Genomic DNA, 24504 nt, shown 5'->3' with positions numbered 1-24504 from the left:
ATCAAGTAAAACTATAGTGATTTTGGCAATCGTTCTCGGTGTTGTCTATTTGGGTTACCGAGTCATCGAATCCCGTAAACATATGGATTCTTTAACAGAAAAGGCGATGGAGAATGATGTTCGGACTGTGGCTATCATCAAGGCCGAGCACCTGCCTGCTCAGGAAACCATCAAGCTTCCAGGTACTATCCAGGCATGGTTTCAGGCGCCGATCTATGCCCAGGTCTCCGGTTACGTCAAGATGTGGCATAAGGATTGGGGAGCGATAGTCAAAAAAGGAGATGTACTTGCCGAAATCTACGCGCCGGCGCTTGATGCTCAATACGAGCAAAGCAAGGCGGATCTGGCGTCGGAAGTGGCCCTTAATGAGCTCGCCATACTTACCGCGGACCGGTGGATAGCCTTGCGCAAAAACCAGGCGGTATCCGAGCAATCGATTTCGGTAAAGGTGGCCGAGGCAAAAGCCCAACAGGCAAAGGTGAATGCCGCCAGGCAAAACGTCCGTAACTTTGAAGCATTGATTGGGTTTAAAACGATTGTTGCACCGTATGACGGTGTGATCATCAACCGTGCCATTAATGTGGGAGACTTCATCAATAAGGAAGGCACCATCAGTTTACCGGAAGGTGAAGTCCGCAATCTTTTTACTGTCGCCGATATGAGCCGGATGCGTTTGTTTGTCAGTGTGCCTGAGGCCTACGGCGCCACTATGCACGATGGCCTGAAAGCCGATCTGACGGTGCCGCAATTTCCTGGTCGGCATTTCACTGCCGAGTTTCTGACCACTGCTCGCGGCTTCAATGTTGGTACACGTACGGTGGTCACCCAATTTGTGATTGAAAATGAAGCGCGGGATCTGTGGCCGGGTTCCTATGCATCAGTCAATATCACTGTGGATGTTCCGAATAGACACCTCTCCATTCCATCCAGCGCACTGGTATTTGATGAGATGGGGACGCGAGTGGCCGTGGTGGATGACGACAACATTGTTCACTTCAAGCCGATCAAAATAACCAGAATCCTCGACGCTACTGTCGAATTAACCGAGGGCGTCTCAGCAGAAGACCGGATTATAAACAATCCCAGCGCTGCCATACTTGAAGGTGACAAGGTAAGCATTGTAACGCCTGCACCGGGGTATGATCTGATCAATGTTCCCAAAGAGCCGGGGTCATCGAAACCAGACTCAAAAGAGCTGGTTTCGGGATCCTCGAAACCGGACTCTCATTCAGAAATACCGGATCCGGGGTTAAAACAAGCATTGAACGGATCACAAGCATCATGAACACTCATTTGACCATGATCGACTTGCGGCGTAAAAAAGGAACCCATATTCCAAATCTCTGTCGTCTCGGCGCAAAATTTGGCGGGTTTTTATTTCTGGCGGCCAGCCTGGCGGCTTGCAGTGGCCTCCCCTTTCCTGCATTCGATCTGACGCCCACTTATAAACCGCCTGAATATGTTGTTCCGGATTCCTGGGAGGGAACGAGTGATTTCGTCAAGGCTAATCCGTCGGATGATGCAATCCGGCCCGACTGGTGGACACTATATGACGATCCAATTCTAAACAAGCTTGTGGAGCAAGGACTTGCAGCCAATCCGGACTTGCATGCAGCAGCTGAACGGTTCGTTCAAGCGCGCGATGCAATGATGAAGGCACGTGCTCGATATTTCCCCCAGGTCGGCTTTGAGTACGGTGGTAGTAATAACAGACAATCCGACCATAGCCTCTTTCGTGCTCCTGGAGAACCCGACAGCGATACTCAACATATTATGAGCGGAATTGCATCCTGGGAACCGGATTTCTGGTCGAAACTTCGGAATGTGGCGCAATCCAGAATCTATCGTGCTGAAGAACGTGCGGCTGATTATGGACTCGCACGCCTTATTCTGCAGGCGGAAATTGCATCGAATTATTTCGCCCTGCGTGGACTGGATGCACAAATTGCGATTTACACACGGTCGATTATTCTTTACAGGTATACGGTGGATGTTGTAGTGACTCAGTTTGAAGGCAAGATCGCCTCTAATCTCGACGTAGCACGGGCTCAGTCGCTGCTGTTCGCTACCGAGTCAGAATTGTCCCTGATGCAAAGCGACCGAAAGGTGGTGGAGCAGGCCATTGCAATTCTCCTCAATCTCGCTCCAGCCAGTTTTAGGATCGAGCCGGTAGATACCCTCCTTACCACGAATTTCAGCCTTCCGCAGACAATTCCATCTACTTTACTTGAACGTCGGCCCGATATTGCCGCGATGGAGCGCCGGATGGCACAGGCCAACCGCGGCATTGGAATTGCACGTGCCGCTTTTTTTCCGGATGTGTCCTTCCGGGTCGGAGGAGGGCTTGAGAATTCCGGGCTCAATCTGCTCAGCCTGGCTAACAGTTTCTGGGCCTATGGTTCCTCTTTTTCCATTCCGATTTTTCAGGGTGGATATCGTCGGGCTCAATTGCAGCAATCATGGTCGGCCTATCGCGAGACAGAAAATGCATATCGTTCGACAGTGTTGAATGCTTTTCGTGAAGTTGAAAATAACCTGACCAAGACCTATTGGATGGCCAAGGCCGCCGAACGGCAGGACGCTACCGTCGGAGCCGCACGTATCACACAAGACCTTACCATGGATCTCTATAAGGGCGCTTTGGCCTCCAGCCTTGAACTCATTTATGCACAGATCGGCACGCTGACGGCAAGCGTCAAGTCTGTACAGATCAAGACTGGTGTACTGGTAGCATCGGTGGACCTCATTCGTTCGCTTGGAGGGGGCTGGAACCGCGACCAATTACCCGAAGACAAGGAAATTCAACCCTTTAGCGTACTTCAATATTGGGATCTTGATAAGCCATCGCCAGTCGGTGGAATTGACGTCAATGCGGATCCTGCCGATAGAAACAGCAAAAACAATAATTTGACTAAGCCTCTGGTTCAACATGAAGATCATAGCGATGGAAACAAAAACAATAAACTTCCGGCACCCCCGTTTCCAGAGCCCTTTTTTCCATAACTGCATTTTGCAAGAGCTCCTGGGCTCGCTGGCAAGCACAGCAGGAGGTCTACCTGAAGGAGGTGGGGGACAACGAAAAGAGCCTTACATCCGAGGCCAGCCGGGATGGTGTTAGCCGTATCGCGATTGCCAGAGAAGTGGCCCCAAGAATTTGAATAAGTCCGTAAGTGGAGAATCTGCTACCTTTTGATGGTCCCTGCGGGGCTTGGATATGGAGCAGACATGCCGATTCCAACCGATGAGGACCGAAGGCATCTCGTATTTGCCGTATCGCAAGAGGCCGAGTGGGTTGGCGTCTCATTCGTGCAATCGGCTGGCGATCTTGCGCGGGTGAGGTCTTGTTTCCCCCTGGACCTGGGATCAAACCGCAGCAATGGCCGATGCAAGGTGAAGAAGCACTTTGTCATCATGAAAATCAGTCCTTATGAGTGGGGTCAAGCGCCAATGCCAATTCGGCATCAAGAGCCCTCGCATTAGCGGCCGCATCCGCTTCGGATAGTAACTCGCCTTCCCATTTTGCGACCACGGCGGCGGCAATCGAGTTACCCGCAGCGTTGGTCGCCGAGCGTCCCATGTCCAGGAAGGCGTCAACGCCCAAAATCAACAGTAGACCCGCTTCAGGAATGTTGAAGTGACCTAGCGTTGCGGCTATGACAACCAATGACGCACGCGGAACGCCTGCCATCCCCTTGGAAGTCAGCATCAGGATCGCCATCATCGTTAACTGTGTGCCAAGCGATAGCTCGACGTCATATGCCTGGGCAATGAACAGTATCGCGAAAGTGCAATACATCATTGAGCCATCGAGATTGAATGAATAACCCATCGGCAATACGAAGCTGGAGATTTTTCGCTTCACTCCAAAGCGATCCAGGGCATCGAGGAGTTTCGGATAAGCTGCTTCGGAGCTTGCAGTTGCAAAGGACAATAAAAACGCTTCCCTGATCAGAGCCAGTAATTTGAATATGCGTCGTCCCAGAAAAATGAAACCGGCTAACGCAAGCAAACACCACAGGATAAAAAGCGCAATGTAGAAGCCGCCCATAAAAACTGCAAACTTCGACAGAATTCCCAAACCGTTGGTGGCGACGGTGGCCGCTATCGCCGCAAATACCGCGGCTGGCGCAAGCAGCATGACATACGCCGTGATTTTCAACATGACGTGGGTCAGCTCATTCATTATCCGGGTGAGGGTTTTACTCACATCGCCCAGGGCGGCCAATGCCACGCCAAAAAACATCGAAAATACGACAATCTGAAGGATTTCATTATTCGCCAAGGCCTCGGCAAATGATTTTGGTACCAGGTGGATCACAAAATCCTTTAACGTAAACGATGGTGCCTGGAGATCGGCAGCGGCGTTCACCGCCGGCAAGGTCAATCCGAGGTTATGCCCCGGCTGTAATAAATTTGCCACGAGCGTGCCTAATAACAGCGATACCACTGAAGCGATTAAAAACCAGCCAAAGGCCTTGAAAAATACCCTGCCGACCGATTTCGCATCCCCCATGTGTGCGATTCCCGCAACGAGTGTCGAAAAAACCAGCGGACCAATCAACATCTTTACCAGACGGAGAAAAATATCCGATATTAAAGAAATGTAACCAGCAATTTGCGCAGCGTCATCGGTAGAGTAATGGGTAAATATCATGTAACCGGTGCCAACACCCAGCGCCATTGCAATTAGAATAGATGCCCACTGCGGGAGTTTTCTCCCTGCGATTTGCCGGGGCGTTGACACTGTCGCACTGATTGGCATGATGTACCTTCGTATCTTACGGTTATCAATCGGAAAAAATCGTATCGAAATTTTACTTTTATTACCACTACCGGTTACGGGGATTTGAACAATGAAATTACCGGTTCACGTCAACCCAGGGAATTCGAAGGCGGCACTCGAGTGGACGCGTATTTTCGTCTTGGTATTTTTATCATTTTCGGGCTTATCGACCAGTCGAAAAAGTGCTGAATTATGTAGGATGACTACGTAGAATTACGTAGAAGAGAAAAAATCGATACTTGCCGGGAAGGAAAAGGGCGCCGCAAGGGTATCGTACCGTGCCGAGATAGCATGAAGCAGGGCTTGTCCCATCGTCAAGACTATCGACCTGAACAAAATGAGGAGTACCATCGATTCATCCGGATCATCGGATAGGGGTTGTTATTCACCTATCCGAGAATATAAAAACCGGTAGTCTAACTAAACGTATCGCAAATATGACGCAATCCAACTGGCAGCGAACCAAGATTGTATGCACACTGGGTCCGGCGACGGACCGGCCCGGCGTGATAGAGCGGTTGATCGAGGCCGGAATGGATGTCGCGCGCATCAATACATCGCACGGGGATCATGCCGACCATGCACGGCGTATTCGGCAGGTCCGGCAGGCGGCGCACGCGCTCGGCCAGCCAGTGGCCCTGCTCATGGATTTGCCCGGTCCCAAATTCCGCCTGGCCGATCTTCCAAATGGCTTTTGTAAATTGGAGGAAGGAACGATAGTCAGGCTCGTGGTGGCGGGTGACGAGGCAAAGGGGGCCAGCGCAGACAATTGCTGTCTGTTGCCGGTGCGAAGCCGTGAGTTGCTTCAGGCATTGCGAATCGGGGAACCGGTATTCCTGGCAGACGGATCGGTCGAGCTCGGCGTGAAAAGCGTGACTGCAAACCCAAGCCGGGCCGATTGCCAAGTGCGCATCGGCGGCACTGTCCGCTCCGGGTCCGGCATTAATATACCGGAATCCGCCACAGACATGCTGATTCCAACCGATGAGGACCGAAGGCATCTCGCGTTTGCCGTGTCGCAAGAGGCCGAGTGGGTTGGCGTCTCATTCGTGCAATCGGCCGGCGATCTTGCGCGGGTGAGGGCTTGTCTCTCCGCTGGACCCGGGATCAAACCGCTGCTGATGGCCAAGATAGAGAAGCGCCGCGCGTTGGACGATCTTGACGCGATCGTGGCAGCATCCGACGGGGTGATGGTGGCGCGCGGCGATCTGGGCGTTGAAACCGATCTTGCCGAAATACCGATTGTGCAGAAGCGCATTATTTCGGTGGCTAATGCTCAAGGTCGACCTGTTATTACCGCTACGCAGATGCTCGAGTCGATGGTGGAGCATGAGCATCCGACGCGTGCCGAGGTGACTGATGTGGCCAATGCCGTGCTGGATGGGACCGATGCTGTCATGCTTTCAGCGGAGACAGCCGTCGGCGAGTTCCCGGTGGCGGCAGTGCGGTTTCTCCAACGCGTGCTTACCGCAACCGAGGAGGTGTATGGCGGACGCATGGCGCGAGACCGGATGAATCCCGCGGAAACAGCCAGCCCGAACGAAGCAGGAAACGCCCTGAGTTTTGCGGCGTGCCTGCTCGCTGCCCGTCTCGGCGCCCGGGCCATCATTGCTCCCGTTCAATCCATGGAGACGGCGCTATCCGTTGCCCGCTTCCGCCCTCAGGCACCGCTTGTCATGGTCGCCGATTCCGTGCGGTTGTATAGAAGTCTCGCACTGGTCCGCGGTATTTCGCCGCTCGTTGTCAACGCGCCCGATAATGGAGCGGAGCCCCAGGCTCGCCTTGCACAAGCTCGAGAGTGGTTGTTTACGCATGGGTTGGCGCAAGAGGATGATCTGGCTGTGTTGTTGTCTGCCTCCGGCGCTGCCGGCGATAAAGCAGATACGCTGCAGACGGTCCGGTTGAATAGTTAACGGACCTTTTAATCAGATGCGCCTATAGCTCCGGTAGGGTTCTGATATCGTCAGCATCTTTCGCAATTATTACGCGATTACGCCCGGCGCTCTTTGCCTCATACATTGCCACATCCGCGCGCTCAAGCAATGATTCCTTGCGTTCGTCCGGCCTCAACATTGCGACGCCAAGGCTGATGGTTACCGGGATGGTCAGCTCCTTTAGATGTAAAGGCGTGTCCATCACCCCTTTACGCACGCGCTCGGCGATGACCGTTGCCAGTTCCAGATCGGTATTTGCCATGAGAATGACGAATTCCTCTCCGCCAAACCTGCCTACCATGTCGAAATCGCGTACTGCCGCCTGAATTCGGCTTGCGACGTGCCGGAGCACAAAGTCACCAACGACGTGCCCATGCGTATCGTTGATTTTCTTGAATAAATCGAGATCGATCATGATCAGGCACATGTTGCCGGAAAGACCCTTTTGACTCTTATGCTGGTTCGCGTGCGCGGCGTTAACCTGATGCTCAAGGGATTCCATGAGGCCCGCATAATTCATCAAGCCGGTGAGTTGATCGATCGAGGCTTCCTGGTGTAATCGGGATGTTTCTTTGCGGAGGTTGTCCAGCGACTTTTGCAGTTCGGCAACTTCCGGCAAATGGTAGCCCTCGGCCGTGAGATATAAATCAAGGGATGAAAGCTTCAAAACACAATCTACGAGAGGCCGGGCGGTTGAAGCAGCTTCCGCGAATCTAACTGATAGACGGTCTATGAGCACCTGCTGGATAAGGCAGTGCTGTACCTGAAAAATGCCCAGAGGAATTTTCGCGCGTGCATAAGCAGCGGCGCTCGCAAGCCGATCCCCAAAATACTCGGCGGTATCAAAGTTCTGGCCGTAGTGCTGCAAGCGTTCGATCCAGGTTCTCTTGAAGGATTCGATACCGATATTTCGCTCGATCAGCGTAAAGCCCCGGCTACGCGCCAGTGGGACAAGGCAGGAATCGACCAGCTCATCAGCTTTTCCAGCAATCACTTCTGCGCGCATGCGCTCGGCAAGCAAGCCATGCTCCGCACTGAATCCCAATATGGAAAGTACTTCCCTGATTCGTGTGCTGTCAAATCCGAATATCGCGCAATAAGGAGTCGTTGTCCGATTCATCATCCAGATATCTATATGAGATAAAACACCCGCGATTCCATAGGGACAGGCCTAGAAAGTTGCAGCATGAAGGATAACGGGTTAACCTCGACATTGCTATAGCCAGCACTCTCCTGTACCCATACGGACCATTTCTCATGAATCTCGGCCGCTACGTAATATTGCTATATGTCGTTGCCTCCTTTGCACTCGCGGGATGCGCGTCGCCACGGTCGTTTTTAGGAAGTTCATTTCCGACTGTCACTTACAAGAATATCAAAAAGAGAGACGTACCGCTTCGGCTGAAGCTTGTTGTCGAGTTTCAGCGAAATGGCGTACGCTTTCCCATGGGAGAGGTTCCACTGAGAGATTATTCAGGCCGGATACTCAGGGACACCGGCATAATTTATCCTATTGATGAGCTCTCTCTGGGGCCGGAGCAGGAAGACGGCGAAATCAGGATCGTGCTGAACAATGTTGCCGACAGCGGCACTGTTGCGGTGGAGGCATCCCGCACAGGATTTCCGTTGTGGATGGTTGGAAAACTGATTACGGACGCTTATGAGCTGTCGATGTTTATCAGCGTAAATGGAAAGACACTCAGCCGCACGGGCATGCAGCATGCCGTTCATACCGCTATCGGCAACATGAGCGTACCCGACAATGTTCAGGTTTTTCCGGCGAACCAGGCGTTCGGAAAAGTGCTTGAACAGATGATCCTGCGTGCGCTGGAGGATTTTCAGAGTCGCGGCGAGCTCGTTTGGCTGGGCCTGCCGCCTGTGGATTGGGGTAGCGCTAGAACCCCGATGTTCAGTTCCGCATTTGAAATGCCGGGTTCGTGCTTCACCCCAACTTACCTTGCTGTCTTCACGCCGAACCGGTCCTTGTAATCGGCGATCTTGCCTACACCTTCAATGCAGGACGGAACGCTTTATTTTAACCTAAATCCGGTAGTTGGACGGGGGGAAGTGTACGGTTTTTGGGGTGCAGGGCAAGGCGCAACGACGCGGAATGCGCCCGCGCAGGGCGGAGCAGTGCCTTCCGCAGGAAGGTGCGACCCCGAAGCGGGATGCGGGCGCCCCCTCGCGTGTGGGGCGCGATCGCGGCAGCCCCTGCGCTGCCCGATCCCCGCTTCGCAGGGTCCCTCGGGCGACGCTTCGGGGCGCCGTTCCATCCCAAGAAGTTGCAACGCAACCATGCGCCGCAAAAACTGTGCAATTCACCCCGTAGCGCCCTCACCCGGAAGGTGGGCGTCAAGAATATGAAATATTGTTATTAATCATAACACTTATCTATTAGATGAGCGGTCAACTACCGGATTTAGGATTATTACTGTCCTGTCAGAAACCTGCGTTCCAGTGGTTCTATCGCAGGACCCTCGATCACTGCCCCGTCGGGAGCGAAGCGGCTGCCGTGACAAGGGCAGTCCCAGCTTGTCTCGACGCTATTCCAGTGCACTTTGCATTTCATATGCGTGCATACCGGCGAGACCGCTATCAATGTCCCGTCAGGGGCTCTGTATGCTGCCAGCGATTCATCCTCGAACTCCACGATCGCGCCTTTGCCCGGCATGAGCTGCGATAATTGCATCGTCTCCCGGTTGATCACGTAGTCCTTGATGAAGGATTTCACCACGCTCACCGTTTCTTCGGCTATGCCCTTGGCTCCCTTCAGCGGCGAGAAACGACTCGCGTTGACGAGCGGGGCAAAAACGTTGTCGCGCCCGGCAATCTGGTCAGCGATCAGCGATGCAGCCAGCGTTCCATAGGTTAAACCATCGGTCTCGAAGCCGGTAGCGATGAAGCAGCCTGTCGCATCACGGCCAATATACGGCAAGCCATCTGCTGTGCTGTAATTCTGCGCCGACCACCTGAACGCCACTTCACGTACATTAAGATGGGCGTGTGCGGAGGACTCGAGCCGGTCCAGGCTGATTTTCGCGTTTTCCTGACCCGTCTTGTGCTCCTCTCCGACGCAGACGAGGAATGTGGCGTCATCGACATCCACGTTGCGAATCGACAACCGTTCGATGCCGGTGCCCCAGAAGATCCCGGAGGGAAAGGAATTCCTGGCAATGCGTGCGGCGAGCCCGTATTCTCGGTTGGCGATCATCTCTGCCTGCACCAGGTGCACGCCCTTTGGCGAATGAGTGGCAAACACGATTTCCCTGGCTGTTACCTTGCCTTTGTCTGTACGCACTGCGCGCTTGTCTTTATCCACTTCGATAACAGTCGAGTTTTCGAAGATACGGCAACCCTGATTTTCGGCTTGGCGGGCAAGCCCACGAACATAAGCCTGCGGGTGAAATTGCGCCTGGTTATCCAGCGCCAGTATGAGCCCTGAAGGCGGGGCAAGGGGAACGGGCAGCGCTTTTTCGAGATGAACGGATAGTCCTGCCTTGAGCGATCCCTGGTATTCTTTCTCCACTGAGTCCTGTGCGTTCTCGGAGGTGGCATAACGGTAGAGGCGGCAACGGCGGAAAGCACAGGGGATATCGAATTTACGCACCCGCTGGTCGATCTGTTCCACCGCTGCGCGACGGGCGGTAGCAACCGCTCGGGCCGTATCGCTGTCCCATCGGTCAATGATATGGTGTATTCCCTTGCTGACGGTTTCGTACAGGTTGCCCGTTGAGTTGCCCGTGCTGCCGAAGCCAACGGTGTGGGCTTCCAGCAGCACGGCCGAGGTGCCTTGCTCGGCCAGATTCAAGGCAAGTGTAACGCCGGTAATACCACCCCCGATGATGACCACATCGGCCGTAATCTCTTCCTGAAGTGTTGCAAAGCCTGCTTGAGGCACCGTCGCGCGCCAGACAGAAATCGTATTCATGATATTTTCCTTCTTGTTCAGAATAAGCGATGATGCCTATCGTTGAACATAAACCGGAATTGTTCAATTGTTCTGTACGCTATGGCACATTAAGCCCAGGCTTGGCAGCATATGCGAAGCGGTTCGGGTGGATGTAATTTTAGTGCTGTGGCTGTGTGATAAATACTGATAATCGGTGATAGTTGTGGGTGCCCGCAGTGGCCAATATACCGTCTATGAATTCCACCTAGGTAGGTCGGGCTTCGCCCGACGGTCGTAAAATAATGTCGGGCGGAGCCCGACCTACGAAAAAAGGAGCGCTATTGTGAGACAACAACTTATCATTTTTGCCATTTTTTTTACGCTCGCGGTTACCGCTGCCCAAGCTGAGCCTCCACATTTGAAGGACCGTCAAACCGGCAAGTATCTGGGTAATCTCAGCGCCAATCCATACGATCCCAACTCGACAAGCAACCCGTATGGCCGCTACGGGAGCGAGTATAGCGAAGATTCCATCAATAACCCGTATGGGCGATATGGCAGCCCTTACAGCAGTGACAGCGCGAATAACCCATACGCGACAAACCCGCCAGCGATATATGACGCGAGTGGTAATGGCCAGTGAGACCACCGGGTAAGTTATGAGCGGGATCGCCTCCGCCGCTGAGTTTATGCTTCAAATTCTGCACATTGTCGGGGCCGGCATCAAGGGGAGCGGCGAATTGTCGGGTTCGCGCGCTGGCGTGAACCGTTGAGCTGATTACCAGACTCCTCTGGTATAAGTCGTCACCCATTACGACGTTGCTGCCGGGGAATCGGCAGCGGTAGTGTCTCGAACACCGATATCGAATAATCCAGAAAAAGCTCGATTTTACGCTTGAGGTCGCTGGACATCGTGATGCGCCTGGAGCGCAGGTCATCGGGATCCACGTGCTCGATGAGCAAGCCGTGATCGATAGCAATCTGAATATATTTTATCGCGGTTCGCTGGCTGACGTTCGGCATGAGCTGATACAACTCCGATTTGTGGAACGTGTCATTAGCGTCGTTGAACCTTAACCACATCCGCGTGAAGAGGTCGTAGTAGTTCAGATCGTGGAAAAGCGTGTCTCCCAGAACATCCATCCAATACTGATCCGTATCATTCTGCAGATGTATGAATTGGCGCCGCCTGGCGTCCGCCTGTTTTTTCGGGTTGCTCATTTCTCTTCAGTTTTTTGCCTCGCGGCATCAGCCATTATCCATAGCTACAATTATAATTCTTATTTGTATGTAATTTTACATGTATAATTACGATCTATAAGGCCTGACGATTTGCCACGGCGTGGCATGACAGTGGGGAATCCCACGAAAGATCATAAAAGCCCCGCCTAATTGGAGGCTGGCGTCCCCAAGGGGATTCGAACCCTATACTCACGGTGAAAGGGTGATATGAAAGGGGGTGATATCCCAGGTCACCGGACGATGGGAACGAAATATGTTGAAAACGGAAAGCTGCATATTGCCGCTAAGGAAATGCCAAATCATGTTCAACAGAATTGAAAAGACCTACTTTCGCCTTTCAGGCAGCTTGCGCCCAAACCTTTTGGCCTTCCTTTACTGCCAGTTTTCCTATTTTGGCGGGGCTACCCTTATTCTGTCCTTGAATCCAATACCGATGGTGCTGGGTACGCTCGCCATGGCGCACGGGATGACGATAGCGGCTTATCTTATTCATGATTTAGGCCACAACGCGCTGTTCAAGTCGCCGCACCACAATGCCTTGATGGCCCGCGGGCTAAACTGGCTCACTGGCGGTTGCTATGCAACGTATGACAATGTGCGTGTGACGCACATGAGGCACCATGTGGATAACGCGGATGTTATTTTAATCGACTACAGGGGTTACCTTGCGCGCCATCCGGTTCTGCGCCGTACTGTAGAGGTGCTGGAATGGTTGTATGTGCCGGTCATCGAGTTCCTTATGCATGGAATGCTCATCCTCGCGCCGTTTATCTTCAAGGAAAAAAAAGACCAGCGGGCTCGGGTAATCGGGATAACCGTTATCCGTTTCAGCCTGCTTCTGATGGTATTTCTGCATTCGCCACTGGCTTATGCGTGCTATCTGCTGGCTTACACTATATTCCTGACGATTTTGCGCTTCATGGATGCGCTTCAACACAATTATGATCTTGTTCCGGCGCTCGGTAGCGATGCCGACCTGATGAAGCATAGAGGCGACCGGGGTTATGAGGAATCTCATACGTTCAGCAATCTGCTCTCGGCTCGCCACCCGTGGCTGAACCTTCTTACCCTCAACTTCGGTTATCACAACGCGCACCACACAAGACCTACCGCGCCGTGGCACGAACTGTCGAAGCTGCATGATACGTTGTATGGAAATGATACGCGAGTTGTCATTCCGTTCGGGAAGCAGTTATCGAGCTTCCATAAGAGCAGAATAGGACGTGTTATCGGCGATGACAGCGAAACGCGAGGGGATCAGTTTGCGCAACGGCTTCGGGATGGCACAGCGGTGGGCGCGGGCGGGGTTTCTTTTCTGACACCGCTTTAGGAACGTCAGAATTTCACTGAGCCGACTCGTTGATATGGCTCAGCCTCAGGTGAATTAATCCCGCTTGCGCAGGTACCATTGAAGAAAATCGGATATACGATTCTCGTATTCCTTACCGGCATAGGCGTGCATATTGAAGTGCCCTCCGCCGGGGACGATCCAGATTTCTTTCGGCTGCCGGGCGGCATCAAACAGGCGTTCGGCTTCTGCCATTGTCGTATGCTGGTCGTCGGTGCCGGAAATCAGCAGTAATGGCGCGTTGAGATTGCCTATCCGGCTGATGGGGTTCAACTCATCGGGAGAGGCATTCAGACGAAACGATAGCTGTGACAGCAGGAGTGGAGAAAAAACCGGGCCGATCTGTCCAAGATGAAGCCTCAAGCGGTTTTCGACGGCTTCCTTGATGGTGGGATGGAGCGATTCGAGCACCACTGCGTCAAGCCGCAACGGATTTTTCGCGAGCACGATCGCGGCCGCCCCTAGCGAGACCCCGATGGCTGCGATCCGTTCGTGGGGGAAAGTATTACGCAGATAGGCTACTGCGGCTTCCACGTCTTCCGACTCGCGCAAGCCGAAGGTGATCCGGTCTCCCGGCGTTTCGCCGTGTGCCTGGAGATCGATGAGGAGAACGTTGTACCCTTGTTCATTCAGGAACTTGGCGCGGCTCAGCATTTCGACGCGATTGCTCCGGATCGAATGCACGAGCAACACGGTGCCGCCACCTCGGGTTCCCCGCGCCAGCCAACCGTGCACACCGGAATTTTCCTCTCGTGAATGGGTGCTGAGGGGTATTTGTACCGGTTCGACCGGAAAATCGGTTGATAGCGTGTTGACGGCAGTAGGCGTCGCGCCTGATAAAAGTTCGCCGACACCCATGGCGACAAGCAATATCACCGCGATGCAGGAAAATAGGGCAAGCACGCCGAGCAAAATCAAACGGCGCATAGGCGGCTGCTCATGGTTGATTCATGGTGGGAATGGCTGATATAAACCCTGGTTATTTTCCCATGCGGGTTTTGCGTGAGGTCAAGCAATGTCGTGGCGGGTGGTTCTCAGGCGGAAGGGGCCGATTCAAAATAAGGCCGGCTAGTTATGCCCCTTGCACGCTTGGCTTTTGCACCCATCCGGTCAGGTTTTCAATGGCGGCAACCAGCTCATGCGATTCGACGGGTTTCGAGAGATGCATCTGATAACCGGCAGTTATCGCTCTCGTCCGATCGTCAGAGTGGGCAAATGCGCTCAGGGCAATAGCAGGCGTTTTCCCACCGTCAGTTGCAGGAAGATTTCTTACTTCGCGAATGAATTGGTATCCATCTTTTTCCGGCATGCCAATATCGCTTACTATCACATCGGGCCGCTGGTTTTTCAGCATTTCCAGGCCCGCTGCGGCGGTGGCAGCGGTAATCACGTCGGCTTGAAATAGCGTAAGCACCTCCTTGATGAGTTCGCGTGCATCCTGTTCGTCATCAATGACCAGTACTTTTACGCCGGGAAGCGTGATATGCCCATTCTCAAAGGCAATTTGCGTGGACGCTGCGGGGCGCTGGTCTTTTCTTTCACTGATGGGAGCGAGCGGCAGGCTGACGATAAACGCCGACCCTTTATCCTCGCCATCGCTTTCCGCTCGAACCGTTCCTCCATGAAGACCCACGAGTTGCTTCACGATGGCCAGTCCCAGGCCAAGGCCGCCGTGATTTCGCGTAAGTGTGGAGTCGGCCTGGCGGAAACGGTCAAAAACGTATGCGAGGAACTCAGGCTTGATGCCCATCCCCGAATCCCTTACGATAATATGGAGATGAGAAGCGACCCGCTCGACTATGACCTCTACGGTGCCGCCCTTGGGAGTAAATTTAACCGCATTGGAAAGGAGGTTCCAGATGACCTGCTGAAGCCGGTTATTGTCCCCTGAAACCCATCCCGCGGCCGGATCGATGGTTCTTCGAATACGAATCCCTTTGGCTTCCGCCGCCGGGGCGATGGATTCAATCGCCGCCTCGGCGATGCCGGCAAGATCCAGTCGCTGCACGTCAAGCCTTACCTTTCCCGAGATGATACTGCTCATTTCGAGCAGGTCTTCGATAAGCTTGTTCTGTGCGCGAGCATTCCGCTCGATGGTTTCCAGGCCTCGCTGGATGTCTTCCTTGCCCATTGTTCCCTGCAATATGAGCTGTGACCATCCAAGGATCGCGTTGAGCGGCGTCCTGAGCTCGTGAGACAAGGTGGCGAGAAATTCATCCTTCAACTGGTTGGCGCGCTCGGCTTCGCTTCTTGCGATTCTTTCGTTCTCGAGAAGTTGTTTTTTTTCCTCGTCCGCCCGCTTTATAGGGTCGATATCGGTATTAGAACCGACCCACATCAATATATTTCCCCGGGCATCGCGTCTGGCCTGAGTCTGGATCAAATGCCAGCGGTAATCCCCGTCGGCCCGCCGGAAACGGCATTCCATCCGAAAAGGCTCGCCCGTGTTCAGAGAGTGATGCCAGCGCCCGATGCTCTCATCCATATCTTCGGGATGGATGAGTTTTGTCCATTCCCAGCCCGCCATTTGCTCAGGGGCAAGACCTGTGTAATCTTTCCATTGCTGATTGAAATAATCCAGGGTTCCATCGGCCCGGGCGGTGAATATTTTTTGCGGCATTGCCTCAGCCATGAAACGCAAGCGCTCGGTGCTTTCGCGCAGGGCTTCCTCAGCGTGCTTGCGTGCCGTGATATCTCTAAAGCTCCAGATGCGGCCGCTGCTCCGCTCTTCGATATGCTGTATCCTTGAAAAGCGCTCGAACACTCTGCCATCGGCCAGTTCCAGCAAATCATAACTCTCTGGCGGCCAGGTTGCGTAGATTTCCTCCAGCTTATCCAGGAATTGCCGCGGATCCGCCAAATGCTTGCAGCAGAATTTCAGAAGATGCCGGTGTTGCCCCGTATCGATAATGGCAGGGTGGATCTGCCACATCTCCAGATACCGTTCGTTGAAGCGAAGTACATTATCATGCTCGTCGGTAACCAGGATTCCATCGGCTGTCGATTCTATGGTGGCACGCAGGATAGACAGGGAATGGTCAAGTTGCCTGGTTTTCTCTTCCAACGCTTCCTTGACCTGCTTGAGCTCGTGCTTGACAAGCTCGCTCGCATGAGGAATGGTATTGGAAGTTTGCAAGATGTGGGAGCGTGGCCGCTTTTCATCATTATCTTCCGTCATTGCGTCATTCCTTTTTAAAATCCTGGCCAGCTATAAACAACAAGGCAGCAGTAAACAGTGGGTGCCCAGACTCGATAATTTTCTTTGACAATGGTATACGCGGTAGGTTTTATTTCACGGGCATTGCCCACCCTGTTTAATCCCTGAGTTCAATCAAGAGGATCTCTTGAGTCCATTCAACGCCAAAAGACTGAACAATACCGTTTTTTCGGATCAGTTCGTTACATAACGGCATTAGTATATATGGGACCGGTTCTTTTCTTAATCGGTATCAACGATATCGCGCCCTGTTCCGAGAAAATTATCACGGTCATGGCATAATTTCTTTTTTCTTGAGCATAATGCCGCAAGTTCGAGGGTGTGCGAGCAAGCGAAGCACAAGATCATGCTAGTCTGCACGGTAACGAGATGTGGAAAAAATAGTTTGGCTACATCTTTCTCGAGTGTGTCTGGTGATCAAACAAGGTATCGAATATCAAAGTGCTGAAGTTGAACCGGAGGAGCGGATACACATGATTCAGGCAGAAATGCCGGACTGGTAGCGCGGCAGCGAAATGGGCGAGCTAATCTTCGGGCATGATTGGGTTGAATCGAAGTCGAGTCAATCTCGACATGGTCCAGGAATCTTCAGTTTGCGGTTAACTTCATGCTTTTGCTGCCTTTCGCCGCCTTATTATTATTGAGGGCATGAAGCTCATGCAGAGCTATAATGACGGTGATCGTGACTTGATGCGTGCTAAACATCCTCCAGATCCGGAGGGGTGGGGCAGGCGCCGTGTTTGTGACGGTTAGCGAGAAAACCGAAGTAATCAAGATGCGTGCGTGGGAGTCGGAACGTCACCGCCTCAAAGAGCGTTACAAGCAAAACGAATACAGCTGCTGGAAGAAGCATTCCGTAATGCCCCGATCCTGGGTCATGGGTCATGAATCATGGAATCGACGTCACCGAGCATGTGAAAATGCGCCAAAAAACCGAAAAGACGATACGGGAAGCACAGGAGCGTTTCCGAACTGCATTTGAGATCGACACGGTCGGTGTTATTTTCTTCAATAGGGAAAACCGGATTACGGAAGCGAACAGTGCTTTTCTGAAGATGAGTGGCTTCAGCCGCGAAGATGCGAGCGCCGGTCTATTGCAATGCGGCGACCTTACGCCGGCAGAATGGAAAACAGTTTCTTCGAAGGCTACGGAGGAACTCAAGGCAACGGGTCGCATTTCTCCCTATGAAAAGGAATTATTTCGCAAGGACGGCTCGCGCTGGTGGGCACTGATTGCGGCAAAAGAACTCAACGATAACGAGGGCGTTGGGTATCTTATTGACATAACCGAACGCAAGCAGGCCGAGCAGAGCCTGCGCGAGAGCGAGGCAAGATTCCGCACTATCGCGGAAGCGTCCCCGGCACTGACTTGGCAAGTGGACGCAAAGGGGAATGCGGTTTATCTTAACCAGCGATTTCTGGATATGCTCGGCATTGCCCTGGAAGATCTGATGCCCACCGGGTGGCGTTCGGTCATTCATCCGGACGATGCGCCGGCGTACGTGGCAGCGTTCGAGCAGGCGTTGCATGACCGCGCACGTTTTCAGCATCGGGTCAGGATCAAGACCGCCGAAGGGGAATGGCGGTGGCTGAAGTCTTATGCACTGCCGTGGTTTACCACCGCCGGCGAGTATGCGGGCCACATCGGCATCTCAATAGATATTACCGAGGCGGTTAATGCGGAAACAGCCCTGCTGTATGCCGACCGCTGCAAGGATGAGTTTCTGGCCACGCTTGCGCATGAGCTGCGTAATCCGCTTGCGCCGATTGCCAACGCGCTGGAGATCATCGCGCGTCCTGGCGGCGCGGCGGATGTTCCGCGCCTGTTGCCGATGATCAACCGGCAAGTCAACCATATGGTCAGGCTGGTGGACGATCTGCTGGAGATATCGCGCATCACCAGTGGAAAGGTGGAACTGCGGCAAGCTCCCACGGATTTGGCTGTTGTGCTGTGCAATGCTGTCGAGGCAGGCAGGGCGCAGATCAGCGAGAAGGAACATAAATTGGATGTATCCATGCCTGAGGTGCCTTTAATCGTTTACGCCGACTCCGTACGCCTTGAGCAGGTATTCACGAATCTGCTCAACAATGCAGCACGATATACCAGAAAGGGCGGGCGGATCTGGCTGACCGTCCGTCAGGAAGGCGATAGCGCCATCATATCCGTGCGGGACAACGGTATCGGAATCTTGCCGGGGATGCTGCCCCGTTTGTTCGACATGTTCGCTCAGGAACGGCGAAATGGTGACGGGGCGCAGGGTGGGCTCGGTATTGGGCTCAACCTGGTCTATCGTCTCGTTAAAATGCACGGCGGTACGGTCGAAGCCACAAGCGAGGGGGAGGATAAAGGCAGCGAATTTATTGTACGTTTGCCGTTATCGGAAATGACCATGCACGGAAAAACGCCTGAACCGCTGAAAACGGACGCCACGGCGCGCAAGTTGCGCGTATTGGTGGTAGACGATAATCATGATGCGGCCGAAGTGCTTGTCATGTTGCTTGAATCAATGGGCCTCGATGTCAAGGGTGTTAATAGCGGTCCGGCAGCACTTGCGACTATTCCCGATTATCGGCCCAATGTAATCCTCATGGATATCGGCATGCCAGGCATGGATGGTAACGAAGTGGCACGCTGCATTCGCCAGCAACCGCAGTTCAATGATATCAAGCTGATAGCATTGACTGGCTGGGGCCAGGAGAAAGACCGCCGGCTCTCGCATGAGAGCGGCTTTGATTATCACCTCACCAAACCCGTGAATTTTAAGGTGCTCAAGGATTTGATCACCGCCATTTAGCAGCTTGTCGGACTCAAAGGCAATCGGCTCAGCGGCTGGGGTTTAGTTTGAACGAGATCTCAGAGCTGCTGCGGCTGGACGATGGCACCCACTGCGAGGATGGTTCGAAACGCGTCAATGTTTTGCTGCAGAATATGCGGCCAAATGACGTGGAGGGGAGATCCATGCCGATTGACCAGATCCAGGAGTGTATGCGGTGTCGAATAGACCATATCCGTTATGCTTTGATTGAGAACGGGCAGTGCGATTGGGATCGAGGCACGTATGTGCCCGGCTTCGTTCTCCACCAATAGGAAATTGTCTTGCATGGCGTGCTCCCGCCTCAACTCAGAAGTCGACCGTGGCCGATACCAGTACGGTGCGCGGCGTGCCTAGCGATAAAGTGCTGAAAGAGGCCACGCCTGCCCAGTAGTTGCTATCGAATGCATTGAGGACACTAGCCCGTACGGTAGCAGATTTTCCGGCCACCTTGGTGCCGTAGCGCGCGCCAAAGTCAAACGTGGTCCAGGAAGGCACGCTTTGCGTATTCATCTGGTTGATATATCGTTTGCCGGTGTGAATAAGGCTCCCGGTCAAGGTGAATCCAGGCAGCCACGGCATATCCCATTCAGCGCCCAGGTTGGCCTGCAATGACGGCACACCGACCGGCTTATTGCCCAGCGTGGCCGCGCTGGTGGTTTTCGTCAATTCGGCATCGAACAGTGTCACGCCGCCCAGCAGCCGAACGCCCGATGCGGGTTCACCGAACAGGGCGAGTTCCAGGCCCCGATTGCGCTGCTCGCTATCAACCGCAAAGACATTGCCGGTGAGCTGGCCGCTGGGCTTCTTGATCTGAAAGACACTCAGCGTAGTGATCAGGCGACCATGATCGATCTTGATGCCGACCTCGATTTGCTCAGATTTATAGGGCGCGAAGATTTGGCCGGCATTGACTGCGATCTGCGGCGCAATATCCCCCTTGCTCAGCCCTTCGATGCGATTGGCGAAAACCGAGACGTTTTTCCAGGGTCTGACGAGCAGACCCACCAACGGTGTAATGGCGCTTTTGGCATAGGAAGACGTGACGGCGCCGGTTGGACTGAAGTTGTCGGAATTAACTTGCTGTATGCGCCCGCCAAGCAAAAGCAGCACACGCTCGTCGGCTACGGATAAGGTATCGGTTAATGTGCCTCCGTAGAATTCGGTCTCCGAGACTTTCGCCAGGCCGGGTTTAGCCAAGTCTTGACCCGGGCGCTCAATGGGTGAATACATGTTCGACAATACATCCGTACCGGCGCTGGAACCTCGCTTTAGACGATCACGATAACCGCTGCCCTGAAGCGTCACGGTATGGCGGATGGGGCCGGTATTGAAGCGAGCGCGTAGCCCGGCGTCGGTGCTGGAGCGTTCGAGCCGAACCTGAAGTACATCGGCTTTGATATGGTATCGCCGGCGGCATTCAGGATCGTCGGCGTCTGGTCGGACAGACGATCCGCCCACGAGTGGGCGCCGCCGACACTGGCGAACAGTGTCAGCGCGTCGGAGAAGTCATATTCAGCTTTGAGCAGGACCGAGTTGTCCTGGATCTTCGACCAACCCCAGGGCTGGGTGACATTACGCCGGCCATTGGGCGCGGATGGGACGTCAAGGCCCGCGGTAACCAGGAACGGGCGCGATGGCGCCTTGAACCGCTCATACTGGCCGATGGCGTCAAGTGTCGCCCGGAACCGTTCGCCCTGATAGTCGAGCGCTACGGCGCCGACATCCGCCTGTCGGAACTGATTGTCCAGCGGCGTATTGCCCTGGTGATGGCTGCCATTGAGCCGGATGCCGAACTGGCGATCCGCGCCAAACCGCCTGCTGACATCGAGATGTCCGCCCCCCTGCGTGTTTGACATGTAGTTGCCCGTGAGCCGGGTCAAGTCGGTCGGAGACGCGCGCTTTGGAACGATGTTGATAACACCGCCGACGCCACTGTTCGGGGACATGCCATACAGCAGGGCGGCAGGCCCCTTGATCACCTCGACGCGCTCGGCGTAATCGGTGAATACCCGGTAATTTGGCGCCACACCGTACTGCCCGTCGAAGGCGAGTTCTCCCACGTTGCCTTCGCCGATCGGAAAGCCGCGAATATAGAAAGAATCGACGACGCCACCCCTCTGGCCGGTGGAGCGGACTGAAGGATCTTTGAACAAGAGGTCGGCCGCCGTGATTGCCTGCTGGTTCTGGATCATCTGCGACGTATAGCTGCTGATGCTGAAAGGAGCCTTCATGAGGTCCGTATTACCGAGCAACCCGAGCCGTCCGCCGCGCGCCACTTGTCCGCCGGCATAGGGCTGCGGAAGCGCATCAGATCGTTCTGCGCTGACTTTCATCTCAGGAAGTGTCGCCGCGTCTCCGGTGGCCTCTTGCTTTGCCTGTGGCGCAGCTTGCGCATGAACATGATCGATGAATCCTACGGTCAACAGGCCGGCGAAGGCCATGCGCATGGCCAAAGTCAGCAGCTTGAAGCGTATTTGTGCAAGGGTGTACGAAGGGCGGGAGGCGGCAGTAATCTTGCGCAGCACAATGTTTTCCTTTTTCTTGATTTTCTCGGAAAAGCACTGGCTGGCAAATGACTGAGTGGCTGGCTGGTACCGTTAATTATTTTTATAGTAAATTAGAATCGTTCTCATGTAAAGCTGGAATTCTCTTTTCGGTAGAGCCAGGATTAATAGCGGGTTCACCTGGATTGTGGTAGCCCGGCTAAGGTTCTGCCGCGTGATCTCCTGAATCCAGAAGTTTGGAATCATGCTGCTTCAAATTACTTTTTGGAGTTTTTTTATACGCTCTTGCTTTGCTCCGATTTTTCCACATGATATAACCTGTGACAAATAGGAGGAGTGGTAAAAAACCAACGATCACCTGAAAGATACGGGTAGGCAATCCCCCTAACGTACCTATATGTATGGGGTAAAACGTATTGTAGATGCGTGCGCCCGCAGGAGCAGACGAGGCTTCTTCGACAAGTAGCACTTCACCCGTATACTGATCGAAATAGATAAAACTTTTTCCATTTGGATTGAATTCCTCAGGCATCTTTTTCCGGATCACAAGCGGTGCCTCTGCCGTTTGAGGGAGGGTGATCCAGGTGGTGGGGCCGGATAGAATGCGGTCTGCCTTATGCAGCAAGTCATCGATTGGAAGGATTGTTTCGGTTTTTCCGAGAGAACTGGAGAAAGGGGGCGGAGGTCTTGGCGCACTGGCTGTCAAAAAATTGGTAATTTCGATTACAGTTTTATTGAACACCAGCGAGACACCAGTGAATGCTACGATAAGAAGAAAAAGCATGGAATAGATTCCGAATGCACGGTGCATATCAAAAACAAGCTTTTTCCTGGGACTCCGCCAATCGATTTTAAGACCTCGGGAAATCTTTCCATTAGGTGGCCACCACAGAAAGGGGCCTGTGACGCTCATGCAGATCAGGAGCAATGCGCTGACGCCAAGGGCGGTTTTACCGCGCTCGCCAATCAGAAGTTCGGTATGTACAAGGGCAACCCATCCTATAAGCGTATCTTCCTGCCTATGCGCACCGAGCACTTCTCCACTGTAAGGATCCGCATACACGAACAAGTCATGAGCGCCATTCATCTTGAACAAATAGGTTTCCTGTGACGTGCGCGGCATCCGGATAAAAACTATCCTGTCTTCTGGATATGCCCGCTTGACCGTATTTAATACTGTCTGCACAGGGATTCGCTTATCGCGTGTCACCGTTTCCAGCAATTCTGGGTGCATGAGTTTCTCGATCTCTTCCCGAAAAACTATCATGCTTCCACTTAACCCGCTCAGAACCAGAAACAGGCCACTGGCAAGACCAATATAAAGGTGAATATTGAAGACAAGTTTACGTGTTCTCATGAAGAAAGACCTTGAATAGTTCTTGCTAATCGGGAAAGACCTGGTCTGTCTTCGCCCATTGGAACGGTCAGTCAGAATTCGACCCGAGGGCCCGTTTTAGCCATAATAGCTGGCGACATCAATGAATAACTCATCCATCAAGATGGCCGCATCCGAATTGTCGGCTGCGATGTAACTCCATATGTCATCGCGATCCTGTTCCGCTTCCGGCGTCCAGACAACCCTCACGCCTTGTTTGCGGTACTGGCACGCTTAACGGTAAATTGGTAAATTCGACTTCAATCTCGGCATTCGATCGGCCCCTCTCGGCACGCACCGATTTCCTGGCAGACTCGACCTTCTGGTGCAGGAACTCGTCGTATTCCCGTGCCTGACACTGCCGCTGGACATATTCGCGCATCAGTTCGCGTACGACTTGAGACGCAGGCTGGTCAGCTGCCTCGGCTTCGGCCATAAACTCTGCGCGTAGCTCGGGTTTCGGACTGGCTGAATCAAGCAAGGGTTGTCTCGGAATACGGAAAATAAAGTACTTTAAGACCAGTCGGCTATCCACAGCACCCATGCTGCTGTTGGATCGGCGGGCATTTTACCGAACCGAACGAGCAGAACACACAGCAGTCGCCCGGCTTGGGACGCAGCAGCGCTTTGCAGTTACTGCACTCGTAGTAAAACTGACAGGCGTCCATGGGCATGGTTTCCTGTTTCTCGAAACCGCAATGCGGGCAAGTCAGTATGGACTCAAGAATAACGGCGCTCATGGTGGGATCGTCTCAGAATTCGTAAAAAATCGTATGCTAATCCGGCGTTACTGCATTACTTAAGATGAGACCGGAGTACCGCAACCGCCTGTTCCAGATCTTTATTCGGCTGGTCAGGTGAAATGCCATCCGAGCTCAGGTGTTCCCGAATATGCCCTTCCAGCACCTCGGCCATCAGGTCGTTCACAGCGCCGCGGATCGGAGCGATCCGCTACAGTATTGCCGCGCACTCAGCGGGCCAAGAAACGTGTTCACGCCATAACCCTTGGGCCACTCGTCATAGCCGCGCGCGCCTGCAGCCGCGATGTCAACGTATACATCTCGACTTGGACACCCCGCGCCAGCAACTGCACCACGCCCGTGACGCCCAGATTGCGTAGCGCGAGGCGATCGGTAACGTCTGACCGGACAACAGACGCAGCGCCGGTACACCGGTCAGCTCTGCCGTCACCATGATATGCCGTACGCCCGCATCGGCAGCCCCATGGAGACACCACGACGGGAGGGCAGCGATTCAAATCGGTGCTCACGGTCCAAATAAATCTATTGGTTATTACAGTGAATTCCTGCGGGCATTTTTGCATCTGAACATGATGATTCCAGTTGCTGTGGAAAACTGATTTAAATATCTGAAGACTAGCGGATCATCTGCAGAA

The 24504-nt window shown here is 53.6% G+C and carries 22 protein-coding genes and 1 pseudogene; 8 read left to right on the top strand and 15 right to left on the bottom strand.

Features of this window, described 5'->3' with window-relative positions; all coding sequences use genetic code 11:
* The first annotated feature begins 82 nt into the window (after positions 1-82).
* A complete protein-coding gene (locus KJS40_RS07755; RefSeq protein WP_244859495.1) occupies positions 83-1285 on the top strand; it encodes an efflux RND transporter periplasmic adaptor subunit in 1203 nt (400 codons plus the stop codon).
* Positions 1282-3003, top strand: coding sequence for an efflux transporter outer membrane subunit (locus tag KJS40_RS07750; protein ID WP_213536988.1), 1722 nt, complete (start codon positions 1282-1284; stop codon positions 3001-3003). Before KJS40_RS07755 ends, KJS40_RS07750 begins: the two co-directional genes overlap by 4 nt.
* 415 nt (positions 3004-3418) lie before the next feature.
* Here KJS40_RS07750 and KJS40_RS07745 read toward each other — a convergent pair whose 3' ends face one another.
* On the bottom strand, positions 3419-4762 hold the full coding sequence (locus KJS40_RS07745; protein WP_213536987.1) for a dicarboxylate/amino acid:cation symporter: 1344 nt from the start codon (positions 4760-4762) through the stop codon (positions 3419-3421).
* 458 nt (positions 4763-5220) lie between these two features.
* On the opposite strand from KJS40_RS07745, the gene pyk reads away from it, so the two are divergent.
* Positions 5221-6696, top strand: a complete 1476-nt coding sequence (gene pyk / locus KJS40_RS07740) for a pyruvate kinase (protein ID WP_213536986.1) — start codon at positions 5221-5223, stop codon at positions 6694-6696.
* Positions 6697-6718: 22 nt separating this feature from the next.
* Here pyk and KJS40_RS07735 read toward each other — a convergent pair whose 3' ends face one another.
* Positions 6719-7840, bottom strand: a complete 1122-nt coding sequence (locus KJS40_RS07735; protein ID WP_244859494.1) for a GGDEF domain-containing protein — start codon at positions 7838-7840, stop codon at positions 6719-6721.
* Between the two features lie 134 nt (positions 7841-7974).
* Between KJS40_RS07735 and KJS40_RS07730 the strand changes: the two genes are divergently transcribed.
* Positions 7975-8706 (top strand): hypothetical protein, encoded by a 732-nt coding sequence (locus KJS40_RS07730; protein WP_213536985.1) that lies wholly within the window; start codon positions 7975-7977, stop codon positions 8704-8706.
* Between the two features lie 439 nt (positions 8707-9145).
* Here the strand turns inward: KJS40_RS07730 and KJS40_RS07725 are convergent, their stop codons facing one another.
* A complete protein-coding gene (locus tag KJS40_RS07725; RefSeq protein WP_213536984.1) occupies positions 9146-10645 on the bottom strand; it encodes an FAD-dependent oxidoreductase in 1500 nt (499 codons plus the stop codon).
* A gap of 304 nt (positions 10646-10949) precedes the next feature.
* On the opposite strand from KJS40_RS07725, the gene KJS40_RS07720 reads away from it, so the two are divergent.
* Positions 10950-11249, top strand: a complete 300-nt coding sequence (locus KJS40_RS07720; RefSeq protein ID WP_213536983.1) for a hypothetical protein — start codon at positions 10950-10952, stop codon at positions 11247-11249.
* A gap of 161 nt (positions 11250-11410) precedes the next feature.
* Here the strand turns inward: KJS40_RS07720 and KJS40_RS07715 are convergent, their stop codons facing one another.
* Entirely contained in the window at positions 11411-11827 is a 417-nt protein-coding gene (locus KJS40_RS07715) for a MarR family transcriptional regulator (protein WP_244859493.1), read from the bottom strand.
* A 322-nt stretch (positions 11828-12149) separates the two neighbouring features.
* Here KJS40_RS07715 and KJS40_RS07710 point away from each other — a divergent pair, with 322 nt between their 5' ends.
* Entirely contained in the window at positions 12150-13178 is a 1029-nt protein-coding gene (locus tag KJS40_RS07710; RefSeq protein WP_213536982.1) for a fatty acid desaturase, read from the top strand.
* A gap of 54 nt (positions 13179-13232) precedes the next feature.
* Here the strand turns inward: KJS40_RS07710 and KJS40_RS07705 are convergent, their stop codons facing one another.
* Positions 13233-14123: an alpha/beta fold hydrolase gene (locus tag KJS40_RS07705; RefSeq protein WP_213536981.1), complete on the bottom strand. Its 891-nt coding sequence runs from the start codon at positions 14121-14123 to the stop codon at positions 13233-13235.
* A gap of 145 nt (positions 14124-14268) precedes the next feature.
* Entirely contained in the window at positions 14269-16374 is a 2106-nt protein-coding gene (locus KJS40_RS07700) for an ATP-binding protein (protein WP_213536980.1), read from the bottom strand.
* 923 nt (positions 16375-17297) lie between these two features.
* Between KJS40_RS07700 and KJS40_RS07695 the strand changes: the two genes are divergently transcribed.
* Both KJS40_RS07695 and KJS40_RS15305 read left to right on the top strand, forming a co-directional pair.
* On the top strand, positions 17298-19208 hold the full coding sequence (locus KJS40_RS07695) for a PAS domain S-box protein (protein WP_213536979.1): 1911 nt from the start codon (positions 17298-17300) through the stop codon (positions 19206-19208).
* 17 nt (positions 19209-19225) lie between these two features.
* Positions 19226-19309: pseudogene (locus KJS40_RS15305) on the top strand (MerR family DNA-binding protein); the annotation flags it as partial.
* Here KJS40_RS15305 and KJS40_RS15530 read toward each other — a convergent pair.
* The 9 genes from KJS40_RS15530 to KJS40_RS07665 all read right to left on the bottom strand — a co-directional run bounded on the left by KJS40_RS15530 (position 19268) and on the right by KJS40_RS07665 (position 24378).
* Positions 19268-19516: a hypothetical protein gene (locus KJS40_RS15530; RefSeq protein WP_348529515.1), complete on the bottom strand. Its 249-nt coding sequence runs from the start codon at positions 19514-19516 to the stop codon at positions 19268-19270. The pseudogene KJS40_RS15305 and the gene KJS40_RS15530 overlap by 42 nt on opposite strands.
* A gap of 19 nt (positions 19517-19535) precedes the next feature.
* Complete coding sequence (locus tag KJS40_RS15300) at positions 19536-20534, bottom strand: TonB-dependent receptor (RefSeq protein WP_244859492.1); 999 nt, start codon at positions 20532-20534, stop codon at positions 19536-19538.
* Entirely contained in the window at positions 20531-21754 is a 1224-nt protein-coding gene (locus KJS40_RS15295; protein ID WP_244859491.1) for a TonB-dependent receptor plug domain-containing protein, read from the bottom strand. Before KJS40_RS15295 ends, KJS40_RS15300 begins: the two co-directional genes overlap by 4 nt.
* A gap of 178 nt (positions 21755-21932) precedes the next feature.
* Complete coding sequence (locus KJS40_RS07680; RefSeq protein ID WP_213536978.1) at positions 21933-23090, bottom strand: PepSY-associated TM helix domain-containing protein; 1158 nt, start codon at positions 23088-23090, stop codon at positions 21933-21935.
* Positions 23091-23186: 96 nt separating this feature from the next.
* A complete protein-coding gene (locus KJS40_RS07675) occupies positions 23187-23318 on the bottom strand; it encodes a type II toxin-antitoxin system RelE/ParE family toxin (RefSeq protein ID WP_213536977.1) in 132 nt (43 codons plus the stop codon).
* Positions 23275-23589: an antitoxin of toxin-antitoxin stability system gene (locus KJS40_RS15290; RefSeq protein WP_244859490.1), complete on the bottom strand. Its 315-nt coding sequence runs from the start codon at positions 23587-23589 to the stop codon at positions 23275-23277. Before KJS40_RS15290 ends, KJS40_RS07675 begins: the two co-directional genes overlap by 44 nt.
* A gap of 46 nt (positions 23590-23635) precedes the next feature.
* The gene (locus KJS40_RS15285) at positions 23636-23848 is read right to left on the bottom strand and encodes a GDCCVxC domain-containing (seleno)protein (protein WP_244859489.1); all 213 of its coding nucleotides are present in this window, start codon (positions 23846-23848) and stop codon (positions 23636-23638) included.
* A 55-nt stretch (positions 23849-23903) separates the two neighbouring features.
* Positions 23904-24035: a hypothetical protein gene (locus tag KJS40_RS15470; protein WP_280520229.1), complete on the bottom strand. Its 132-nt coding sequence runs from the start codon at positions 24033-24035 to the stop codon at positions 23904-23906.
* 64 nt (positions 24036-24099) lie between these two features.
* On the bottom strand, positions 24100-24378 hold the full coding sequence (locus KJS40_RS07665; RefSeq protein WP_213536976.1) for a hypothetical protein: 279 nt from the start codon (positions 24376-24378) through the stop codon (positions 24100-24102).
* Positions 24379-24504: the final 126 nt, after the last annotated feature.

The sequence above is a fragment of the Nitrosospira sp. NRS527 genome (assembly GCF_018406445.1).
GTDB lineage: Bacteria > Pseudomonadota > Gammaproteobacteria > Burkholderiales > Nitrosomonadaceae > Nitrosospira > Nitrosospira briensis.
Note: the sequence above shows the minus strand (reverse complement) of the source record. Positions and strands in the feature narration are given on the sequence as shown.